Origin of the sequence: Limnobaculum eriocheiris (assembly GCF_021010575.1) — a bacterium.
In the GTDB taxonomy this organism is placed as follows: domain Bacteria; phylum Pseudomonadota; class Gammaproteobacteria; order Enterobacterales; family Enterobacteriaceae; genus Limnobaculum; species Limnobaculum eriocheiris.
This window is the reverse complement of the sequence record NZ_JAJNAG010000005.1, coordinates 25,946-44,152: the sequence shown is the minus strand read 5'-3', so window position 1 is coordinate 44,152 and position 18,207 is coordinate 25,946. Positions and strand designations below refer to the sequence as shown.

Sequence of the window (18,207 nt, the reverse complement as noted above, 5' to 3'; positions counted from 1 at the left end):
TCTGATTTAACTGCACCATTATCGATTAAGATGTTGGTTCTGAATCGCTTTCAATCCTCTCTGGCCAAATCAGGCTTGCCAGTACCCCAAAAGCTAACATGCCTAAAACAATAAATAAGCTGGTTGTTGGATCGATTGAATATCCATGACCAAACAGATGTGCAGAAGCATTTAATGCCAGTTTTGCCGCAATAAAGAATAACAACGCAATAATTGCTTTTTCCAAATGCACCAGATATTGCTTCATCGCCTCTAAAACAAAATACAGAGTACGCAAACCTAAAATCGCAAACATCATTGCACTGTATACAATCAGCGGTTCCCGGCTAACGGCAATCACCGCAGGTACGGAGTCAAAGGCAAACATCACGTCGCTGAGCTCAATAACCACTACGCATAAAAACAGAGGGGTGGCGTAAAACATGCCTTTACCAATCTTACCAACTAAATCCGCGTTCTCTGGTTTAGTTAATTCAGCATCAAGCTCTTTTTGATTAAGTAAAAAGCGGTTACCCGACAGTTTCGGATAAGATGGGAAGAGCTTTCTGGCAAAGCGATAGGCGAAGTGCGAGGAGTAATCCTCAATCTCATCATCATCTCCCCCACTGCGCAGCATCATCACTCCCGTAAAGGCGACAATAACAGCAAACAGCATTTCAACCCAAGGGCCCAGTACCAGCAGGCCGGTACCGATAACCACAAAAATAGCTCTGAAGACGATTGCCCCAATGATTCCCCAATACAGCAAGCGATGGCGGTAAACATTGGGTACGGCAAACCATGAAAAAATGGCCATCATGACAAACAGATTATCAACGGAGAGCGCCTTCTCCAGAACATAGCCTGTAATATAGAGGCTGGCGACGTTTTCACCATGATGAATATACAGATAGCCACCAAAAACCAGCGCGGTAGCGATCCAAAAGATCGACCAAAGTACCGCACTTTTTAAACTTAGTACCCTATCTTTACGATGTGCATATAAGTCAATAAAAATGGCGGCTAATGCAATACCAATAAAAACTAAAACAGTCTCAAGAGGGAATCCTAATGATGTTGTTTCCATACGAATTAATTACCTTCCAATTTAAGGGTTATAGACCCAAATCACTCGGATCAAAATAGATCTAATTCACTATCTGTCTGACTATTTTACAACCTAAAACCGTTGAAAATAATATTGTCAATTAAACCATATCAATATATTAGCTTGATTAGAAAAGGCAAAAACAGATTACCGCTAATCAATATTCTTACACGGCAGTCCGCCAGTCTAACATATTTTTATCCCGGTTACTTTGGCACAATTATTGGTTAAACCGGTCTTTCTATATCCGTTAAAATATTAATTAATATAATCAATAACGATAACTCCATTATTTATCAGAAAAAATCCTATAATCTTCTGATAGAATTCACCGTTATTATTACTGATTCTCTGTCCAATAAGGGACGGATCATTTCAACATTTGGACGTTATATCTTGAGCATCAAAATCAAACCTGAACTGTACAAGCTGTCGATAACTAACCCATTACACTGGATTGCCACGGGTTTTGGTTCTGGCCTGTCACCTAAAGCTCCAGGAACCTTTGGTTCTCTGGCGGCCATCCCATTTTTTTATCTGCTGCAAATGTTACCAATGCCAGCCTATTTGCTGATGCTGGTAATTACTTTTGCGCTTGGGGTTTGGGCCTGTCAGGCGGCAACGGATGCGATAGGCATGGACGACCATGGCGCAATTGTCTGGGATGAGTTTGTTGGTATGTGGATCACCTGTATTGCCCTACCCCAGGGGTTCATCTGGATGATCGCGGCGTTTATTACCTTCCGCTTCTTCGACATTCTGAAACCCTGGCCTATTCGTTGGTTTGATAATCACTGTTCTGGAGGTTTTGGCATCATGATTGATGATGTGGTTGCCGGACTTATTGCTTTTGGCGTCATTCAGGCCGCATATTGGTTGATATAACCATCCGTTAGGTACTTGCTTCCTGTTGGAGTATGGTCACCTGCTGCTCAATAATGCTCAAAACATGAAGCAATTGCTGTTGGTTTAAGCCGCCAAAACCAAAAAATAACAGCGGTGAAGAGACCGCTTCCAGCCAGGCTGTTTCTGAACCATTTGCCAGTTCTACCAAGGTATCAAACCGAATATTTTCCCGCAGGCAACGCTCCCGCAACAATGCCACCTGCTGTGCCGTCAATGAACACACCAGTGTAAGGTGCAGTCCATTTTCCACCCCTAAAACTCGCCCCTGAGGGAAAATTCGCTGTAGCCCCTCCACCAGAATGCGCTGACGGTTGGCATACTCCTGCTCTAACTTACGCAAATAACTGTAATAACGCTGGTCATGCATAAAATCAGCCAAAAATTGCTGCTGTAACCAGTTACTTCCACTGTTGCTTAACGCCTTCATATTTTGAACGGGTGTCAGAATCGCTTCCGGACATACCATATACCCCATACGCATACCCGGCCCCAGCGTTTTAGAAAACGTACCTATATAGATCACCCGGTCGTCTTCATCCATGGCTTTCAGCGCCGGTAACGGGATATTGTTATAGGAAAATACAGAATCATAATCATCTTCAATCACATAGGCACCGGTCTTTTGCGCCCAGGTTAGCAAAGCGCGACGACGATCGAGAGGAAGAGTCCCACCAATGGGATATTGGTGGGAAGGTGTGACATAGCAAAGATGCACTGGTCGGGAAGGCAGTTGCTCAACCTGGATCCCTTGCTCATCAACGGCTACCGTTGTTACATCCGCCTGATAATAATTAAATAAATGCCATGCCCCTGAATAACAGGGTTATTCCGTCACTATTTTACAACTTTTGGTATTAAGAATAAAAAGCTGGGCAAACAAAGCCAGCCCCTCCTGAATACCATTTATCACAATCACGTTTTCTGGCCGGGTTTCTATACCGCGAGTCAGGCGCAGAAATCTCACCAACTCCGTGCGCAAAGAGAGCAACCCCTGCGGCGAATGGTAACGGGTTAATAAATGGTGTTTAGAATTGCTGGCTGAGTTATTCCACTTTCGCCAACTGGGCCATGGAAAAGCATGGGGGGCGGGAACCCCTAATCGACAATAAAGTTCAGGGGTAGCCGGGGAATAAACATCCTGACCAACGCTGACGGGCATCAATTTAACCGGCTCTCTGGCATTTGCTATCGGCGTAACCTGAGGCGCTTTTTGTAATACGCTACTAAAAACCACTTCATACCCAATACCCGGGCGGCTTTTAACATAGCCATTTTGAATCAGCTTGTCATAAGCCATAACCACCGTAATACGCGCTACATTCAAATTTCGGGACAGTTCACGTATCGACGGTAGCCGATAACCAACGGGTAATTCCCCCTGTAGCAAGGCCTGATGTATTGTCTGAAATATCTGCTGTTGTAAGGGAGTGCCCGATAGTGGGTCCAGATGAATATCCAACATGCTAAACCGCCATTTCCATCAAATTGAGATCGCCTGTAACTATCATTGCATCATAAAGGAGAAACATCCCGCTAGATATTGATGCTACTCATATTGAGTTATCTGTTCCTATCAACCGCATCCCTCTGTCTCTATCTCCTTTTGCCCTTTCCCCGTTAACGTGCAGATAAAAAACAGAGAGACAACTATGTGTAAACTGAGCAAAAAGAGCGTAGCACTGATGTTTAGCGGCGCTTTATTGATGTTGTTATTAATTTGGGGAAGTTACCAGAGCATTCATTACACCAGCAAAACTGAATTTTGCCTGTCCTGCCATTCCATGAGCACGGTGGCAGCAGAGTATCAACAGAGTATTCATTTCAAAAATGCTTCCGGCGTAAGGGCTGAATGTCAGGACTGCCATATCCCACCCGGAATTATTCCTACACTGGTTCGTAAAACCCAAGCGGTAAGCGAACTTTATTACCAGTGGATTTCTCCTTCTATCAATACACCAGAGAAATTTGAAGCTAAACGACTGGAATTAGCCCATAAAGAGTGGTTGCGTATGACAGAAAGCAATTCTGCTGCCTGTAAATCCTGCCACAGCTATCAGGCCATGGACCACGGCAGGCAATCTTCCTCGGCAGCACAGCAAATGAGTACGGCGGCCGGAAAAGATAGTCAATGTATCGACTGTCATAAAGGCATTGCGCACCGAAAACCTGATACCAGCAGCGGTTTCCGTGATGATTTTAAGAAGCTTGAACAACAGGCACAGCAACTGCCAGAAAGTAAGGAACTATTCACACTAACGGATAAAAAAATCACAGCCTCAGCAAATGGTGAGGCAGGTAAAGCCCAGCTAATGCCAGCAACAAAAGTCACCGTACTGGCCAGTCAGGATCAACAGATACAAATAGAGATCACCGGCTGGCGCGAAAATAGTGGCCGGGGAAGAGTCATCACCCAATATCCCGGCAAGCGCGTATTTAGCGCCGTATTGGATGATTCCCTGTTACCTGCGGTGAAAGTACTTACTCAACAGCAAGACACTGTCTCCAACCAGCAATGGGAACAGATTAGCGTCACCGCCTGGACATCACGGGAAGGATTTAGCAGCAGCCTACAACCTGTCTGGCAATACGCAGAGAGCATGTTGAAATCCACCTGTAGCTCCTGCCATAGCACGCCTCCAACGACCCAATATAACGCCAACGGCTGGATTGCCGGGTTAAAAGCCATGTCCACCTATTACCGCTTAAGCAAACAGGAAGAGAGCACCCTACTGAAATACCTGCAAACCCATGCCAGCGATACCAGAGAATAAAAAACACAATGAGGATATTTCTATGAGTTTTCAAAATATTAGTTCATCAAGACGCCGCTTTATTCAGGGGATGATGGCCACCGGTACCTTGAGTGCCTTCAGTACTGGTCCATTAATCAGCCGGGCATGGGCAGCAGAAGCCAGCCCGGAACAGTGGATTCAATCCGGTTCCCACTTTGGTGCTTTTGAAGCCAAAGTGGTTAACGGCGAATGGATTGATACGCGCCCATTTAAACATGACAAATTTCCTTGTGACATGCTAAAAGCGGTAAAAGAGATCGTCTATAACCCTTCCCGCGTTCGCTATCCTATGGTTCGCCTTGACTGGCTGCTTAAACGGGAAAAATCCGATCGTTCACAGCGTGGAGACAACCGTTTTGTGCGCGTTACCTGGGATCGGGCGCTGGATCTGTTCTGGCAAGAGTTAGAGCGAGTACAGAAACAATACGGTTCATCCGGCGTCTTTACCGGCCTGGCCGACTGGCAAATGATTGGTAAACTGCATAAAGCCGGCGGAGCAATGGACAGAGCCCTTGGTATGCACGGTAGCTATGTGACAACCGTAGGTGATTATTCGGCCGCCGCCGCTCAGATTGTTCTGCCACATGTGATTGGTTCGCTGGAAGTATACGAGCAACAAACCTCATTACCGTTGGTCATTGAAAATACCAATACCATTATTCTTTGGGGCTGTGACCCCATCAAGAACCTGCAAATTGAGTATCTGGTGCCTGACCATGAGCCTTTTGGCTACTGGCAACAAATCAAAGACAACGTATCTCAGGGAAAAATGCGGGTTATCAGCATCGATCCGGTGCGTAGCAAAACGCAAAACTATCTGGGCTGCGAGCAACTGGCGCTCAATCCACAAACAGACGTGGCTTTGATGCTGGGTCTGGCCCATACCCTGTATAGCGAAAAGCTCTACGATGAAGCCTTTGTTAAAGAGTACAGCGTTGGGTTCGAACAATTTCTGCCTTACCTGACCGGCGAAACGGACAAGCAGCCAAAAGATGCCAAATGGGCCGCTGCTATTTGCGGTATCAATGAGGAGGCAATACGTGAGCTGGCTCGCCTGTTAGTGAAGGGCCGCACGCAGTTTATGGGGGGATGGTGTGTACAACGTATGCATCATGGCGAGCAGTACCCATGGATGCTGGTGGTTCTGGCAACCATGGTGGGGCAAATTGGCTTACCGGGTGGCGGCGTAGGATTTGGCTGGCACTATAACGGTGGCGGCACGGTAACCTCTAAAGGTCCGGTTCTGTCTGGCCTGGGCGGGCTAAGCACCCCACCTAAAGCGGTACATGCCGCAGATTTCCGCGGTGCATCACCACACATTCCCGTTTCCCGCATGGTGGACTGTTTACTCTCCCCGGGTAAAAAACTGGCTTTTAATGGCGAAACCCTCAGCTTCCCGGAGATAAAAATGGCCATTTTCACTGCGGCCAATCCATTCCATGCCCAGCAAGACCGTAACCGTATGATCGAAGCCTGGAAAAAACTGGAGACAATTATCGTACTTGACCATCAGTGGACCGCCTCCTGCCGCTTTGCCGATATTGTGCTGCCGGTTACCACTCGCTATGAACGCAATGATATTGAACAGTTTGGCACCCATTCCAATAAGGGGTTAATGGCAATTCGTCAGGTGGTTAAGCCACAGTTTGAGGCGCGCCACGATTTCGATATTTTTACCGATTTATGTAAACGTTTTGGTCAGGATGAGACCTACAGCGAAAAACTGACGGAAATGCAATGGATTAAACGCCTGTATGAAGAAGGCCGCAAACAAGGGCAAGAAACCGGCGTAACCATGCCTGATTTTGATACTTTCTGGAATGGCGAAGGCTATATTGAATATCCGGCAGGAGCCCCCTGGGTGCGCCACGGTGAGTTTCGTGACTCACCCGACCTTAACCCCTTGGGTACGCCGTCAGGGTTGATTGAGATATACAGCAAAACCATCGCCGGGTTTGGCTATCAGGATTGCCCGGGGCATCCGGTATGGATGGAACCGTTTGAACGCAGCCACAGCGGCAAACAGGCAGAGACATATCCGCTTCATCTGCAATCCTGTCATCCGGATAAGCGCCTGCACTCCCAAATTTGCTCCAGCGATAACTATCGCCAGACTTACGCGGTTAATGGAAGAGAGCCGCTGTATATCAGCCCAAGCGATGCAAAAACCCGTGGACTAAAAAATGGCGATATTGCCAGAGTATTTAACGCGCGCGGACAGGTACTCGCCGGCATGGTGATCAGTGAAGATTATACCGCGGGCGTTATCCGTATCCATGAAGGTGCCTGGTATTCACCGTTGGAAGGCGGTAAAGCAGGTACTCTTTGCACCTATGGCGATCCTAACGTACTGAGTGCAGATATCGGTACATCTCAACTTGCTCAGGGGCCTTCTGCCCATACGGCCACGGTACAGGTTGAACGCTATCAGGGGGTAATTCCTGCCGTAACCGGTTTTGGTGGCCCGCAGCAGGTTCAGGAAACGCACGCATGATAAGAGCTGATAATCTGGCCCGGCAACGGGCCAATATCTACCGTTGGTTTGCCTGCATGCTATTTCAGGAACTCTCCGTGACTGATATAGCCTCATTAAACTCACCGGAACTTCAACAGCTATTACGGGGACTGAAATCAATTCCTGAGTTGCGTCTTTCCACCGATTTATTTCGAAATAAAATCAAGGCACTCATCAATCGCCCGGACAACCATCTTGAACTGGCTGCTGACTATGCGGAATTATTTCTTATGCCACCGCCAACTGGAGTTTCTCCTTACGCCGGGCACTACCCGCACAGCTCCCCGGCGGAAGAAAGGCTGCTGATGAGCCAATGGTTAAAACACGTGAAGCAGCAAACCGGAAACAATGAAGCTGCTGACCACCTGGCCGTTCAACTTGCTGTCATGGCATTATTGATAGAGTCACATCATGACCAACCATCAGACTTCATTTCACAACATGAGTATCTCCGGGATCGCCTGCTTAGTTGGTTACCCGGTTTGGTTAAATTATGTGTACTAGCCCATATGCCTCGATATGATGTTGTTACTGATGTGCACTATACAATGGCCCTGTCACCTTGACAGGGCCATTTTTTTACCTGACTCGAAGACGATTAAATTACAGCGCAGCGATAGTTGCCTTCTGTTCCAGTAATTTAGCTTTATCTTCAATAAAGGTAGCTAAACGCTCACGCTCTTTAGCCACGACCGCTTCCGGAGCACGAGAAACAAAGCCTTCATTTTCCAGCTTGCACTCAATTTTCCCGATTTCTTCTTCAATGCGCGTCACTTCTTTCGCCAGACGCTCCAGTTCGGCAGTTTTATCCACCAGACCTGCCATCGGAATTAGCAACTCAGCCCCTTCCACCAGTTTGGTCACAGAAACCGGACCTTTATCACCGGCTGGCAGAATGGTAATGGATGACAAACGCGCCAGGGTTTTAATAAAGTTCTCGTTTTCCATCACCCGGCTTTGAGCCATTGGATTGGCTTCGCGCAGTAATACGTCCAGCAGTTTACCCGGCGCAATATTCATCTCGGCACGGATATTGCGCACTGCAACAATCGCCTGCTTAATCCACTCCAGTGAATCCCGGGCGGCTTTATCATCCAGTGCTGCATCATATTCAGGCATTGGCTGTAACATAATGGTATCCGCAGTGATGTTTTTCAGTAGTTTCACGCGCTGCCAGATAGTTTCAGTGATAAATGGAATAATTGGATGTGCCAAACGCAGCAATGACTCCAGCACGTGGACCAACGTATGGCGAGTACCACGCAGTTCTGTTTCAGAACCTGAGTTCATCACCGGTTTCGCCAGCTCCAGATACCAGTCACAGAACTGGTTCCAGGTGAACTCATACAGAATGTTGGCAGCCATATCAAAACGATAGTTATCCAGCGCTTCACGATAAGCTTTCACCGTCTGGTTAAACTCCGCCAGAATCCAGCGATCCGCCAGCGAAAATACCATTTCGCCGCCGTTTTGACCACAATCCTGATCTTCAGTGTTCATTAATACAAAGCGGCTGGCATTCCACAGCTTATTACAGAAATTGCGATAACCTTCCAGACGTTTCATATCCCAGTTGATATCACGACCGGTTGAGGCTAATGCCGTCAGAGTAAAACGCAGGGCATCAGTACCATGAGCTTCAATACCGTTCGGGAATTGCTTCTCAGTACGCTTGCGAATTTTCTCCGCCAGCTGTGGCTGCATCATGTTGCCGGTACGTTTTTCTAACAGTCCGTCCAGAGAAATACCGTCAATCATATCCAGTGGGTCAATAACGTTACCCTTAGATTTGGACATCTTCTGCCCTTCGTCATCACGGATAAGACCGGTAACGTAGACATTTTTAAACGGTACCTGTGGTTTGCCGTTTTCATCTTTAATGAAGTGCATGGTCAGCATGATCATGCGGGCAATCCAGAAGAAGATAATATCAAAGCCACTTACCAACACATTGGTTGGGTGGAAAGTGCGTAGGTCTTCGGTATTTTCCGGCCAGCCCAGCGTCGAGAACGTCCATAAACCGGAGGAGAACCAGGTATCCAGTACATCTTCGTCCTGTGTCAGAACCACGTTGGCCGGAATATTATTCTCTTTGCGCACTTCCTCTTCGTTACGGGCGACGTATACGTTACCTTCCGCGTCATACCATGCAGGAATACGGTGTCCCCACCATAGCTGACGGGAAATACACCAGTCCTGAATATCACGCATCCAGGAGAAGTACATATTTTCATACTGTTTAGGTACAAACTGAATATCGCCGTTTTCAACCGCTTCAATGGCAACTTTTGCCAGCGGAGCGGTGCGCACGTACCACTGGTCGGTTAGCATAGGTTCAATAACCACACCGCCGCGGTCGCCATAAGGTACCGTTAAGTCATGCGGTTTAATCTCTTCCAGTAACCCCAGACCATCAAAGGCAGCAACAACCGCTTTGCGCGCAGCAAAACGCTCCAGCCCACGCAGCTCAGAAGGTAACTCATCAGAATAGTCTTCACTTGGTTTGCCGTTGGTATCAAATATTTCTGCGCTATCGCGGATATCACCGTCGAAGGTCAGAATATTGATCATTGGCAGCCCGTGGCGGCGTCCAACTTCATAGTCGTTAAAGTCATGGGCCGGGGTGATTTTCACACAGCCGGTACCTTTTTCCATATCCGCATGTTCATCCCCCACTATCGGGATGCGGCGGTTGACCAGCGGCAGTACAACATACTTGCCGATAAGGTCTTTATAGCGAGGATCTTCCGGGTTCACGGCTACGCCGGTATCGCCCAGTACCGTTTCAGGACGGGTAGTAGCAACCACCAGATAGTCTTTACCGTCGGCGGTTTTTACGCCATCCGCCAGCGGGTAGCGCAGATGCCACATGGAACCTTTGGTTTCACGGTTTTCAACTTCCAGATCGGAGATCGCTGTACGCAGTTTTGGATCCCAGTTAACCAGCCGTTTGCCACGATAAATAAGGTTCTCTTTGTGCAGGCGAACGAACACCTCTTTTACCGCATTGGACAAGCTTTCATCCATAGTAAAACGTTCACGATCCCAGTCTACTGAAGCACCTAAACGGCGCATTTGACCAGTAATAGTGCCACCTGATTCAGCTTTCCACTGCCAGATTTTATCGATAAAGGCTTCGCGACCATAGTCGTGACGAGTTTTGTTCTCTTCGGCGGCAATTTTGCGCTCCACTACCATCTGAGTAGCGATACCTGCGTGGTCAGTCCCTGCCTGCCAAAGGGTATTTTTTCCCTGCATGCGCTGATAGCGGATCATGGCATCCATGATGGTCTGCTGGAAGGCATGCCCCATATGCAGGCTACCGGTGACATTCGGTGGCGGAATGACGATGCAGTAACTTTCTTTGTTGCTGTCGCCATTCGGCTTAAAATAGCCACTCTCTTCCCAATGTTGATAAAGGGACTGTTCGATCTCTTGCGGGTTATATGTTTTTTCCATGGTATTTTTATATCATTCAGATGGTTGGCGGCGTTGCCGTAGACAGATTAAAACCGACGCTGCGATAAACTTTATAACGTTCGCGCGCCAACTGTTTTAAATCGTCTTCATGTGGAACAAAGTCTATCACTTCATAGAATGCCGTAGCAAAATCCGGAAATTGACTTTGCAGATTAATCAGAAGATCCCGTGGCGCGTTGCTGCGTTTACCGGGCCAGCACAGCTCCACCGGAGCTCCATATTTAGGGCCTTCACCCGCCAGATTATGTGGAACAAACTGGTCGGTATCCAACTTCCATAGCGCTTCATCCAACTGTTCTGCCTGTTGTTGGGTTTCGCAGGCAATGAGTACACGTTTTCCCATGCGCCAACGTTCAGCCGCTACGTTACAGGCCAGCGCCTCGCAGGCGGATAGGCCCTGTGATGAGTTGCTGTGGTCGAGCAGATAAAATGATGCTGTTTTCATAGTTGGTGTTGGGAATCGCTCTATTTATTGAGATTGTTGATAAGTACATTTAAGTCAGCTTCAGAGGATATTCCGGCCGTAAAAGCAGTGCGCTTATATTTGCGTTGTGCCCGGCCGGAAAACCATCTGTACTTAATATCGGAGGGCGTCGGGCCTAGATTCCCTAGGGGCACTCCGGCAGCTAAAGCTGCTACGACCCCAACGGCAATCTCTCCCTCCGATTAGCTATATTATCAATCTGAAGGGCACGCATAGCGTGCCCTTCGTTAAATTACAAAAGTGACATCATAATACCATGTCACTACGGCAACAGAAATAAACAGCATTGCCCTTATGTCTGTCGCCTTTAACCTTACTCGTCGTAACTTTGGCCTGAGCGGTTGAGCAGGAACTGGGTTAGTAGTGCTACCGGGCGTCCTGTGGCACCTTTGGCTTTGCCGGATCGCCATGCGGTGCCAGCGATGTCCAGGTGTGCCCAGCTGTATTTGCGGGTAAAGCGGGAGAGGAAGCAGCCCGCCGTAATCGCACCAGCAGGACGGCCGCCGATGTTGGCCATATCAGCAAAGTTAGATTCTAACTGCTCCTGATACTCATCCCCCAGCGGTAAGCGCCATGCGCGGTCGCCAGCCTGTTCCGATGCGCCTACCAGCTCGCTTGCCAGTGGGTTATGGTTTGACATCAGACCAGTGATTTGATGACCTAACGCAATGACACAGGCACCGGTCAGAGTTGAGATATCAATCACCAGCTCAGGTTCAAAGCGCTCAACGTAAGTTAATACGTCACATAACACTAAGCGACCTTCGGCATCGGTATTCAGCACTTCAACGGTTTGTCCTGACATGGTGGTTAGCACATCGCCGGGGCGATAGGCGCGGCCACCGGGCATGTTTTCACAACCCGCCAGAACACCAATGATATTGAGTGGTAGTTTGAGTTCCGCCGCGGCGCGCATTACGCCATATACTGACGCGGCTCCGCACATATCATATTTCATCTCATCCATGCCTTCGGCAGGTTTGATGGAGATACCACCCGAGTCAAAGGTCAGCCCTTTACCTACCAGAACAATAGGTTTGGCATCGGCTACCGGATTGCCTTTGTATTCGATGACCGACATCAGCGACTCATTCTGGGAACCATGCCCTACCGCCAGGTAAGCATTCATTCCCAGCTCTTTCATCTGCTGTTCGCCAATGACTTTGGTAATGATATTTTCGCTAAAAGCGTCCGCCAGTTGACGAGCCTGAGAAGCCAGATAAGCTGCATTACAAATATTTGGCGGCATATTGCCCAAATCTTTTGCGGCTTTAATACCGGCAGAAATGGCCAGACCGTGCTGAATAGCTTTTTCACCACAGGTCAGTTCGCGACGGGTTGGCACACTGAGTACCATTTTGCGCAGTGGACGACGCGGTTCGACTTTATTACTTTTCAACTGGTCAAAAATATACAGCGCTTCTTTCGTGGTCTCGACGGCCTGACGCACATTCCAGTATGTGTTACGCCCTTTTACGTGCAGCTCAGTCAGGAAGCAGACCGCTTCCATTGAACCGGTATCGTTCAGGGTATTGATGGTTTTTTGTACCACCTGCTTATACTGACGTTCATCAAGCTCGCGCTCTTTACCACAACCGATTAATAAAATTCTTTCGGAAAGTATATTCGGTACATGGTGTAGCAATAAAGTTTGACCAACCTTACCTTCCAGTTCACCACGGCGGAGTAACGCACTGATATAGCCATCGCTGATCTTATCCAACTGCTCGGCTATAGGTGACAGACGACGAGGTTCAAAAACACCGACGACGATACAGGCGCTACGTTGTTTTTCCGGGCTACCACTTTTTACACTGAACTCCATGCACTCTCCTGAATCTTAAAGAGACAAGGCAGGTGAGTTATGGATAGAATAGACAGATCCGTAACGCCCCTGCGGTTTTTATTAACGTGACACAAATAGTGTTAATATTTTATGCCCATTAATACTATTATTAGCAATACAGGCTGCCATTATGGTAGATGTTAGTAAAAATGGCGAATTAACGATGAAAGTATCGGCTTTCCTGTAAAAAAACAAGTTTTCACAGGCGTAATTAACTTGATAATCATTAGATATCTGATCCGGGAGACATTCAAGAGTCAAATCGCAATCCTGTTTATCCTGCTACTGATCTTTTTCTGTCAGAAGCTGGTACGGGTTTTGTCGATGGCTGTTGAGGGAGATATCCCGACGAACTTAATTTTGTCTTTGCTTGGCCTCGGTATTCCCGAGATGGCGCAACTCATCCTGCCTCTGAGTTTATTCTTAGGTATTTTGATGACCTTCAGTAAGCTGTACTCGGAGAGTGAAATCACCGTGATGCACGCCTGCGGCTTAAGCAAAAATGTATTATTGATTGCCGCACTGGCCCTATCGATACTGACTGGCGCTATCGCCGGGATCAACTCGGCCTGGTTAGGGCCGCTATCGGCGGTAAATCAGGAGCGCATTATTGCCGATGCTAAAGCCAACCCAAGTTTAGGTGCATTGGTAGAAGGTCAATTTCAGTCATCTCAGGATGGCAACGCCGTTCTGTTTGTTGGAAAAGTGGAAGGCAATGAGTTTGTCGACGTGTTTCTGGCCCAGTTGCGCCCTTCAGGCAACCAGCGCCCTTCTGTCGTTGTGGCGGATAAAGGCCATATTGTTGAAGATCTCAACGGCAATCAACGTATCTTTTTAGATACCGGTACCCGTTATGAAGGCACTGCCCTGCTGCGAGACTTCCGCGTCACCGATTTCACCCACTATCAGGCGATTATCGGCCATCAGGAAGCGATGCTTGGTGACAGTGTAGAACAGGCCAATATGTCTTCACTGATCGCATCAGACAGCCATCAGGCCAAAGCCGAACTGAACTGGCGTTTAACGCTGATCGTCTCCGTACCGCTAATGGCGCTGCTGGTCGTACCGCTGAGTGAAGTCAACCCGCGTCAGGGCCGCGTAGTCAGTATGCTACCGGCAATGCTGCTGTATTTGATCTACTTCCTGCTGCAAAGCTCATTAAGATCAAACGCCGGCCGCGGAAAAATTGATCCAATGGTCTGGGTTTGGTTAGTCAACCTGGGTTATTTAGCGTTGGGTATTGTATTAAATCTGTGGGATAGCACACCTTCCCGCCGTCTGCGTGCCCGGCTGAGAGGAGCGGTTTAATTTATGTTCAGCGTTTTAGACCGTTATATCGGCCGCACCATTTTCAGTACCATCATGAGTACCCTGTTTTTGCTGGTCAGCCTGTCCGGAATTATCAAATTCGTGGATCAGCTACGTAAAACCGGTAAAGGGGACTATGATGCATTGGGTGCTGGTCTCTACACCCTGTTAAGCGTACCAAAAGATATAGAAGTCTTTTTCCCGATGGCGGCGCTGTTAGGCGCACTGTTGGGCTTAGGGGCGCTGGCAACCCGCAGTGAACTGGTGGTGATGGAAGCCTCAGGCTTTACCCGGATGCAAATTGCCTCCGCCGTAATGAAAACTGCAATTCCTTTGGTGCTATTGACCATGGCGATTGGTGAGTGGGTTGCTCCGCTGGGAGAACAAACCGCCCGTAATACCCGCGCCCAAATGATGTACGGCAGTTCCCTGCTCTCTACCCGCAATGGCATATGGGCTAAAGATAAGAATGACTTTATCTATATCCAGAACGTGGTGAAAGAAGATGAGCTATCCGGCGTCAGTATTTATCATTTTAATAAAGAACGTAAGCTGATATCGGTGCGCTACGCCGGTACCGCCACTTACGATAAAAACAATAATACCTGGCAGCTATTCCAGATTGACCAGTCCGACCTTAGTCAGCCAAACAAAATCGTTGGCACCCAGACGCTAAATGAAGAGTGGCAAACTAATCTGACGCCTGACAAGTTGGGTGTGGTAGCCATGAACCCGGAATCCCTGTCCGCCAGCGGGCTATATGAGTACAGTAAATACCTGAAGCAAAGTGGACAGGAGTCTGCCCGCTATCGACTGATTTTCTGGAACAAAATTCTGTCTCCTGTCTCGGTAGCGGTAATGATGCTGATGGCGTTATCCTTTATTTTTGGCCCACTGCGCAGCGTGCCTATGGGTATTCGGGTGGTCACCGGTATCAGTTTTGGTTTCATCTTCTATGTGCTTGACCAAATTTTTGGTCCGCTCAGTCTGGTGTATGGCGTACCGCCATTTGTCGGTGCATTGTTACCAAGCCTGTTGTTTTTAGTTATCAGTATCTTCCTGCTTAAACAAAAACGCTAACGCTCTCCAAACGGCGGTAATTGTTGATATTACCGCCGTTTACTTCCTCTGCTAATAATTAAAGAAGTTTAAAGAACATTGAAACACCCTATGCTCAGGGGTAATATATTAATTATTAACCGTTGGTTAACCACAGGGAAGGCTCTTTTACTATCATGAAGTTATCATTGCTGCCCAAATTACTGTTGATTCTGGTCGTGTTGTTTAGCGCACCGGGATTTACCATGGCTGCAAATCATGATACCTGTGCCCCGGTATCCGTTACTCAGGAACACCATAGCGCTGTTTCACAGCACGATAACCAAATGGATCATTGCAACGATAGCGCACACTGCATGCTCTGTTTCTCCGTGGTTCCTTCTATGTCATTATCTGTTGCAACCTCTATTGGCCATGAAACCTACCGGGCCTCTGCGATTAGTTGGCACTCCCGCTCGCTTCAACCTGAGCCCCATCCTCCCAGAAATCTCAACGTTTAAATCATCTTATTTAAATCGGTTAAAGCGGCTTATCAGGATTTTGTTCCTGTATCAGCTTTAGCATTCAGATTTCAATCGCACGATGTGAGCACTACCGCATCATGCGCTGCTTATTATTGATAATGGGCAATATGAGGATAACATTATGAATCGTAGACTATTTTTAACAAAACTGGCGGCAGCCGTAGGAACACTGGCAGCAGCCAAAGTGGTGGCACAACCCCACCAGATGGAAAAGATGCCCTCCGGGCATGACATGGGAAATATGTCCCGACACGATATGAGCAATATGCCAATGGAGGGAATGCATAACGGTAATCTGTTGCCAGAATCCGCCCTGCCTAAAAACCTTCCGCTGCCGGACCTGAAAAAACTGCTTAACACCAGCGATAAGACAAATTATTTCAGTGCGACCCTAACGGCAAAGCCGGTTCGGGTTCAGCTAACGCCACAACTGGAAACCGAATTTTGGGCTTATAACGACCAAATCCCCGGCCCCGCTATTGAAGTATTTGAAGGGGATACGGTAGAGATTCTGTTTAAAAATGAATTACCACAGCCTACCACCGTACACTGGCACGGATTACCGGTTCCACCGGACCAGGACGGTAATCCGCAAGACGAAATTGCTCCTGGTGCTTCCCGCGTCTATAAATTTACGTTGCCGGAAGGTTGTGCAGGAACTTACTGGTACCACCCTCATGGACATAATACCGTAGCTGAACAAGCGTTCCGCGGTCTGGCCGGAGTTTTTATCGTTAAACCAAAACAGGATCCACTGGCACATATTCCGGTACAAAACTGGCTTATCTCCGATTTAAAACTCAGTGCTGATGGTCAAATTGCACCAAACTCCATGATGGACTGGATGAACGGTCGGGAAGGACAGTTCGTTCTGGTCAATGGCGCGTCACACCCGGAAATCACACTGAATCAGGCAACACGCGCCCGTTTGTGGAATGCCTGCTCGGGGCGCTATCTTAATCTGTCTCTTAATGATGCGGATATCTACCTGATTGGTACCGATGGAGGACTGCTGGAACAACCGTATAAACTGACTACCCTGTTACTAACCCCGGGAGAACGGGCAGAAATTCTGGTTGTACCTAAAAAATCCGGCACGCAGAGCCTTCAGGCACTGGCCTACGATCGCGGCAAAATGGGTTGTGCGACAGAAGAAGTCACCCGCTCTCTGGCATCGGTTAACCTGAAAGCAAGTCAATTACCGGATCTGCCACAAAAGCTGGCTACCCTGCCAAACCTTGGCAAGGCCAGCGCGGTAAAAACGCTGGAATATACCGAAACCATGGATATGGGCAAAGGTATGTCCGGTATGAACTTCCTGATTAACGGTAAAAAACACGATTTAAAACGTATCGATCTCACCAGCAAAGTGGGTGAAGTTGAAGAATGGGAGATCTTTAATAATTCCCATATGGAGCATAACTTCCATCTGCACGGCACACAGTTTACCGTGGTCAGCTACCAGCTAAACGGCCAGTCGCGCCTGCCGGAATATGTCGGCCATAAAGACACCATCAACCTGAAGCCTTATGAGCGAGTTCGTATTAAGCTGGTTCAGCAACATAAAGGCCTGCGCATGTATCACTGCCATATTCTGGAGCATGAGACTCTGGGCATGATGGGGCAACTGAATGTGATTTAATCACCTGATAACAAAAGATTCGAGACAGAACAGTCCGGCCGATAATTCGGCCGGATCGTCACTCTTTGGCATAACAACTTCAGACAACCACCATCTCCCAACGGGTTTTAATCAATAATGGTTTATCCACTGTCACTATCGATGGGGCCACAGAGGACATTTTTAGCTGAAGCTTACCCGACCATAATAATCTGGCAGACATACCATTATTAAAGCCAAAACAATCATCCCACGGCCAGGGCTGCTCTACTGTTTGTAGAACCAACCGATTTCACCGGTTGGTGTCGCTATGACGGTTGCGCCAAAGTAGTACCCGGTGGCCGCAAGCCCCCTCGCTTATCGGCTATTTTCGAACCAGTCAGATGAAATTTAAGGGATAACGCTTGCGCGGTGTTGTCTGACAGGTATAATGCCGAAGTTTTCCGCATTCTGCTCAGTGCCTGAGTGGCGAAATCGGTAGACGCAGTTGATTCAAAATCAACCGCCTTCGGGTGTGCCGGTTCGAGTCCGGCCTCAGGCACCATTAGAATAGAAACAGACGTCCACGGGCGTCTTTTTTTATGT

General features: G+C 47.9%; 13 protein-coding genes, 1 tRNA gene and 1 pseudogene. 9 read left to right on the top strand and 6 right to left on the bottom strand.

The window, feature by feature from the left end:
- Positions 1 to 25: 25 nt before the first annotated feature.
- Positions 26 to 1,066 (bottom strand): TerC/Alx family metal homeostasis membrane protein, encoded by a 1,041-nt coding sequence (locus tag LPW36_RS04170; RefSeq protein WP_230608214.1) that lies wholly within the window; start codon positions 1,064 to 1,066, stop codon positions 26 to 28.
- Positions 1,067 to 1,483: 417 nt separating this feature from the next.
- Here LPW36_RS04170 and LPW36_RS04165 point away from each other — a divergent pair, with 417 nt between their 5' ends.
- Positions 1,484 to 1,972: a phosphatidylglycerophosphatase A family protein gene (locus LPW36_RS04165; RefSeq protein ID WP_268991501.1), complete on the top strand. Its 489-nt coding sequence runs from the start codon at positions 1,484 to 1,486 to the stop codon at positions 1,970 to 1,972.
- Positions 1,973 to 1,979: 7 nt separating this feature from the next.
- Here the strand turns inward: LPW36_RS04165 and pdxR are convergent.
- A pseudogene (pdxR, locus tag LPW36_RS04160) lies at positions 1,980 to 3,455 on the bottom strand (MocR-like pyridoxine biosynthesis transcription factor PdxR).
- Positions 3,456 to 3,642: 187 nt separating this feature from the next.
- Between pdxR and LPW36_RS04155 the strand changes: the two are divergent.
- From LPW36_RS04155 to LPW36_RS04145, 3 genes are read left to right on the top strand one after another with little or no spacing between them, the layout of a single operon-like run.
- Positions 3,643 to 4,764, top strand: a complete 1,122-nt coding sequence (locus LPW36_RS04155; RefSeq protein ID WP_230608213.1) for a NapC/NirT family cytochrome c — start codon at positions 3,643 to 3,645, stop codon at positions 4,762 to 4,764.
- Between the two features lie 22 nt (positions 4,765 to 4,786).
- Positions 4,787 to 7,279, top strand: coding sequence for a trimethylamine-N-oxide reductase TorA (gene torA / locus LPW36_RS04150; protein WP_230608212.1), 2,493 nt, complete (start codon positions 4,787 to 4,789; stop codon positions 7,277 to 7,279).
- Complete coding sequence (locus LPW36_RS04145) at positions 7,276 to 7,866, top strand: molecular chaperone TorD family protein (protein ID WP_230608211.1); 591 nt, start codon at positions 7,276 to 7,278, stop codon at positions 7,864 to 7,866. Before torA ends, LPW36_RS04145 begins: the two co-directional genes overlap by 4 nt.
- Positions 7,867 to 7,903: 37 nt before the next feature.
- Here LPW36_RS04145 and LPW36_RS04140 read toward each other — a convergent pair whose 3' ends face one another.
- From LPW36_RS04140 to pepA, 3 genes are all read right to left on the bottom strand, one after another.
- A complete protein-coding gene (locus LPW36_RS04140) occupies positions 7,904 to 10,759 on the bottom strand; it encodes a valine--tRNA ligase (protein WP_230608210.1) in 2,856 nt (951 codons plus the stop codon).
- A gap of 16 nt (positions 10,760 to 10,775) precedes the next feature.
- Entirely contained in the window at positions 10,776 to 11,225 is a 450-nt protein-coding gene (locus LPW36_RS04135) for a DNA polymerase III subunit chi (protein ID WP_230608209.1), read from the bottom strand.
- A gap of 352 nt (positions 11,226 to 11,577) precedes the next feature.
- Positions 11,578 to 13,089: a leucyl aminopeptidase gene (pepA, locus tag LPW36_RS04130; RefSeq protein ID WP_230608208.1), complete on the bottom strand. Its 1,512-nt coding sequence runs from the start codon at positions 13,087 to 13,089 to the stop codon at positions 11,578 to 11,580.
- A 237-nt stretch (positions 13,090 to 13,326) separates the two neighbouring features.
- On the opposite strand from pepA, the gene lptF reads away from it, so the two are divergent.
- From lptF to LPW36_RS04110, 4 genes are all read left to right on the top strand, one after another.
- Positions 13,327 to 14,418 carry an LPS export ABC transporter permease LptF gene (lptF, locus tag LPW36_RS04125; RefSeq protein ID WP_230608207.1) on the top strand — a complete coding sequence of 364 codons (1,092 nt, stop codon included), beginning with the start codon at positions 13,327 to 13,329 and terminating at the stop codon, positions 14,416 to 14,418.
- 3 nt (positions 14,419 to 14,421) lie between these two features.
- Positions 14,422 to 15,498, top strand: coding sequence for an LPS export ABC transporter permease LptG (lptG, locus tag LPW36_RS04120; protein ID WP_230608206.1), 1,077 nt, complete (start codon positions 14,422 to 14,424; stop codon positions 15,496 to 15,498).
- Between the two features lie 155 nt (positions 15,499 to 15,653).
- Complete coding sequence (locus LPW36_RS04115) at positions 15,654 to 15,977, top strand: hypothetical protein (protein ID WP_230608205.1); 324 nt, start codon at positions 15,654 to 15,656, stop codon at positions 15,975 to 15,977.
- Between the two features lie 145 nt (positions 15,978 to 16,122).
- Positions 16,123 to 17,643 (top strand): multicopper oxidase family protein, encoded by a 1,521-nt coding sequence (locus LPW36_RS04110; protein WP_230608204.1) that lies wholly within the window; start codon positions 16,123 to 16,125, stop codon positions 17,641 to 17,643.
- A 79-nt stretch (positions 17,644 to 17,722) separates the two neighbouring features.
- On the opposite strand, the gene LPW36_RS04105 is transcribed toward LPW36_RS04110, so the two are convergent.
- Positions 17,723 to 17,908, bottom strand: a complete 186-nt coding sequence (locus LPW36_RS04105) for a hypothetical protein (protein WP_230608279.1) — start codon at positions 17,906 to 17,908, stop codon at positions 17,723 to 17,725.
- A 173-nt stretch (positions 17,909 to 18,081) separates the two neighbouring features.
- Between LPW36_RS04105 and LPW36_RS04100 the strand changes: the two genes are divergently transcribed.
- A tRNA-Leu gene (locus LPW36_RS04100) sits at positions 18,082 to 18,166 on the top strand.
- Positions 18,167 to 18,207: the final 41 nt, after the last annotated feature.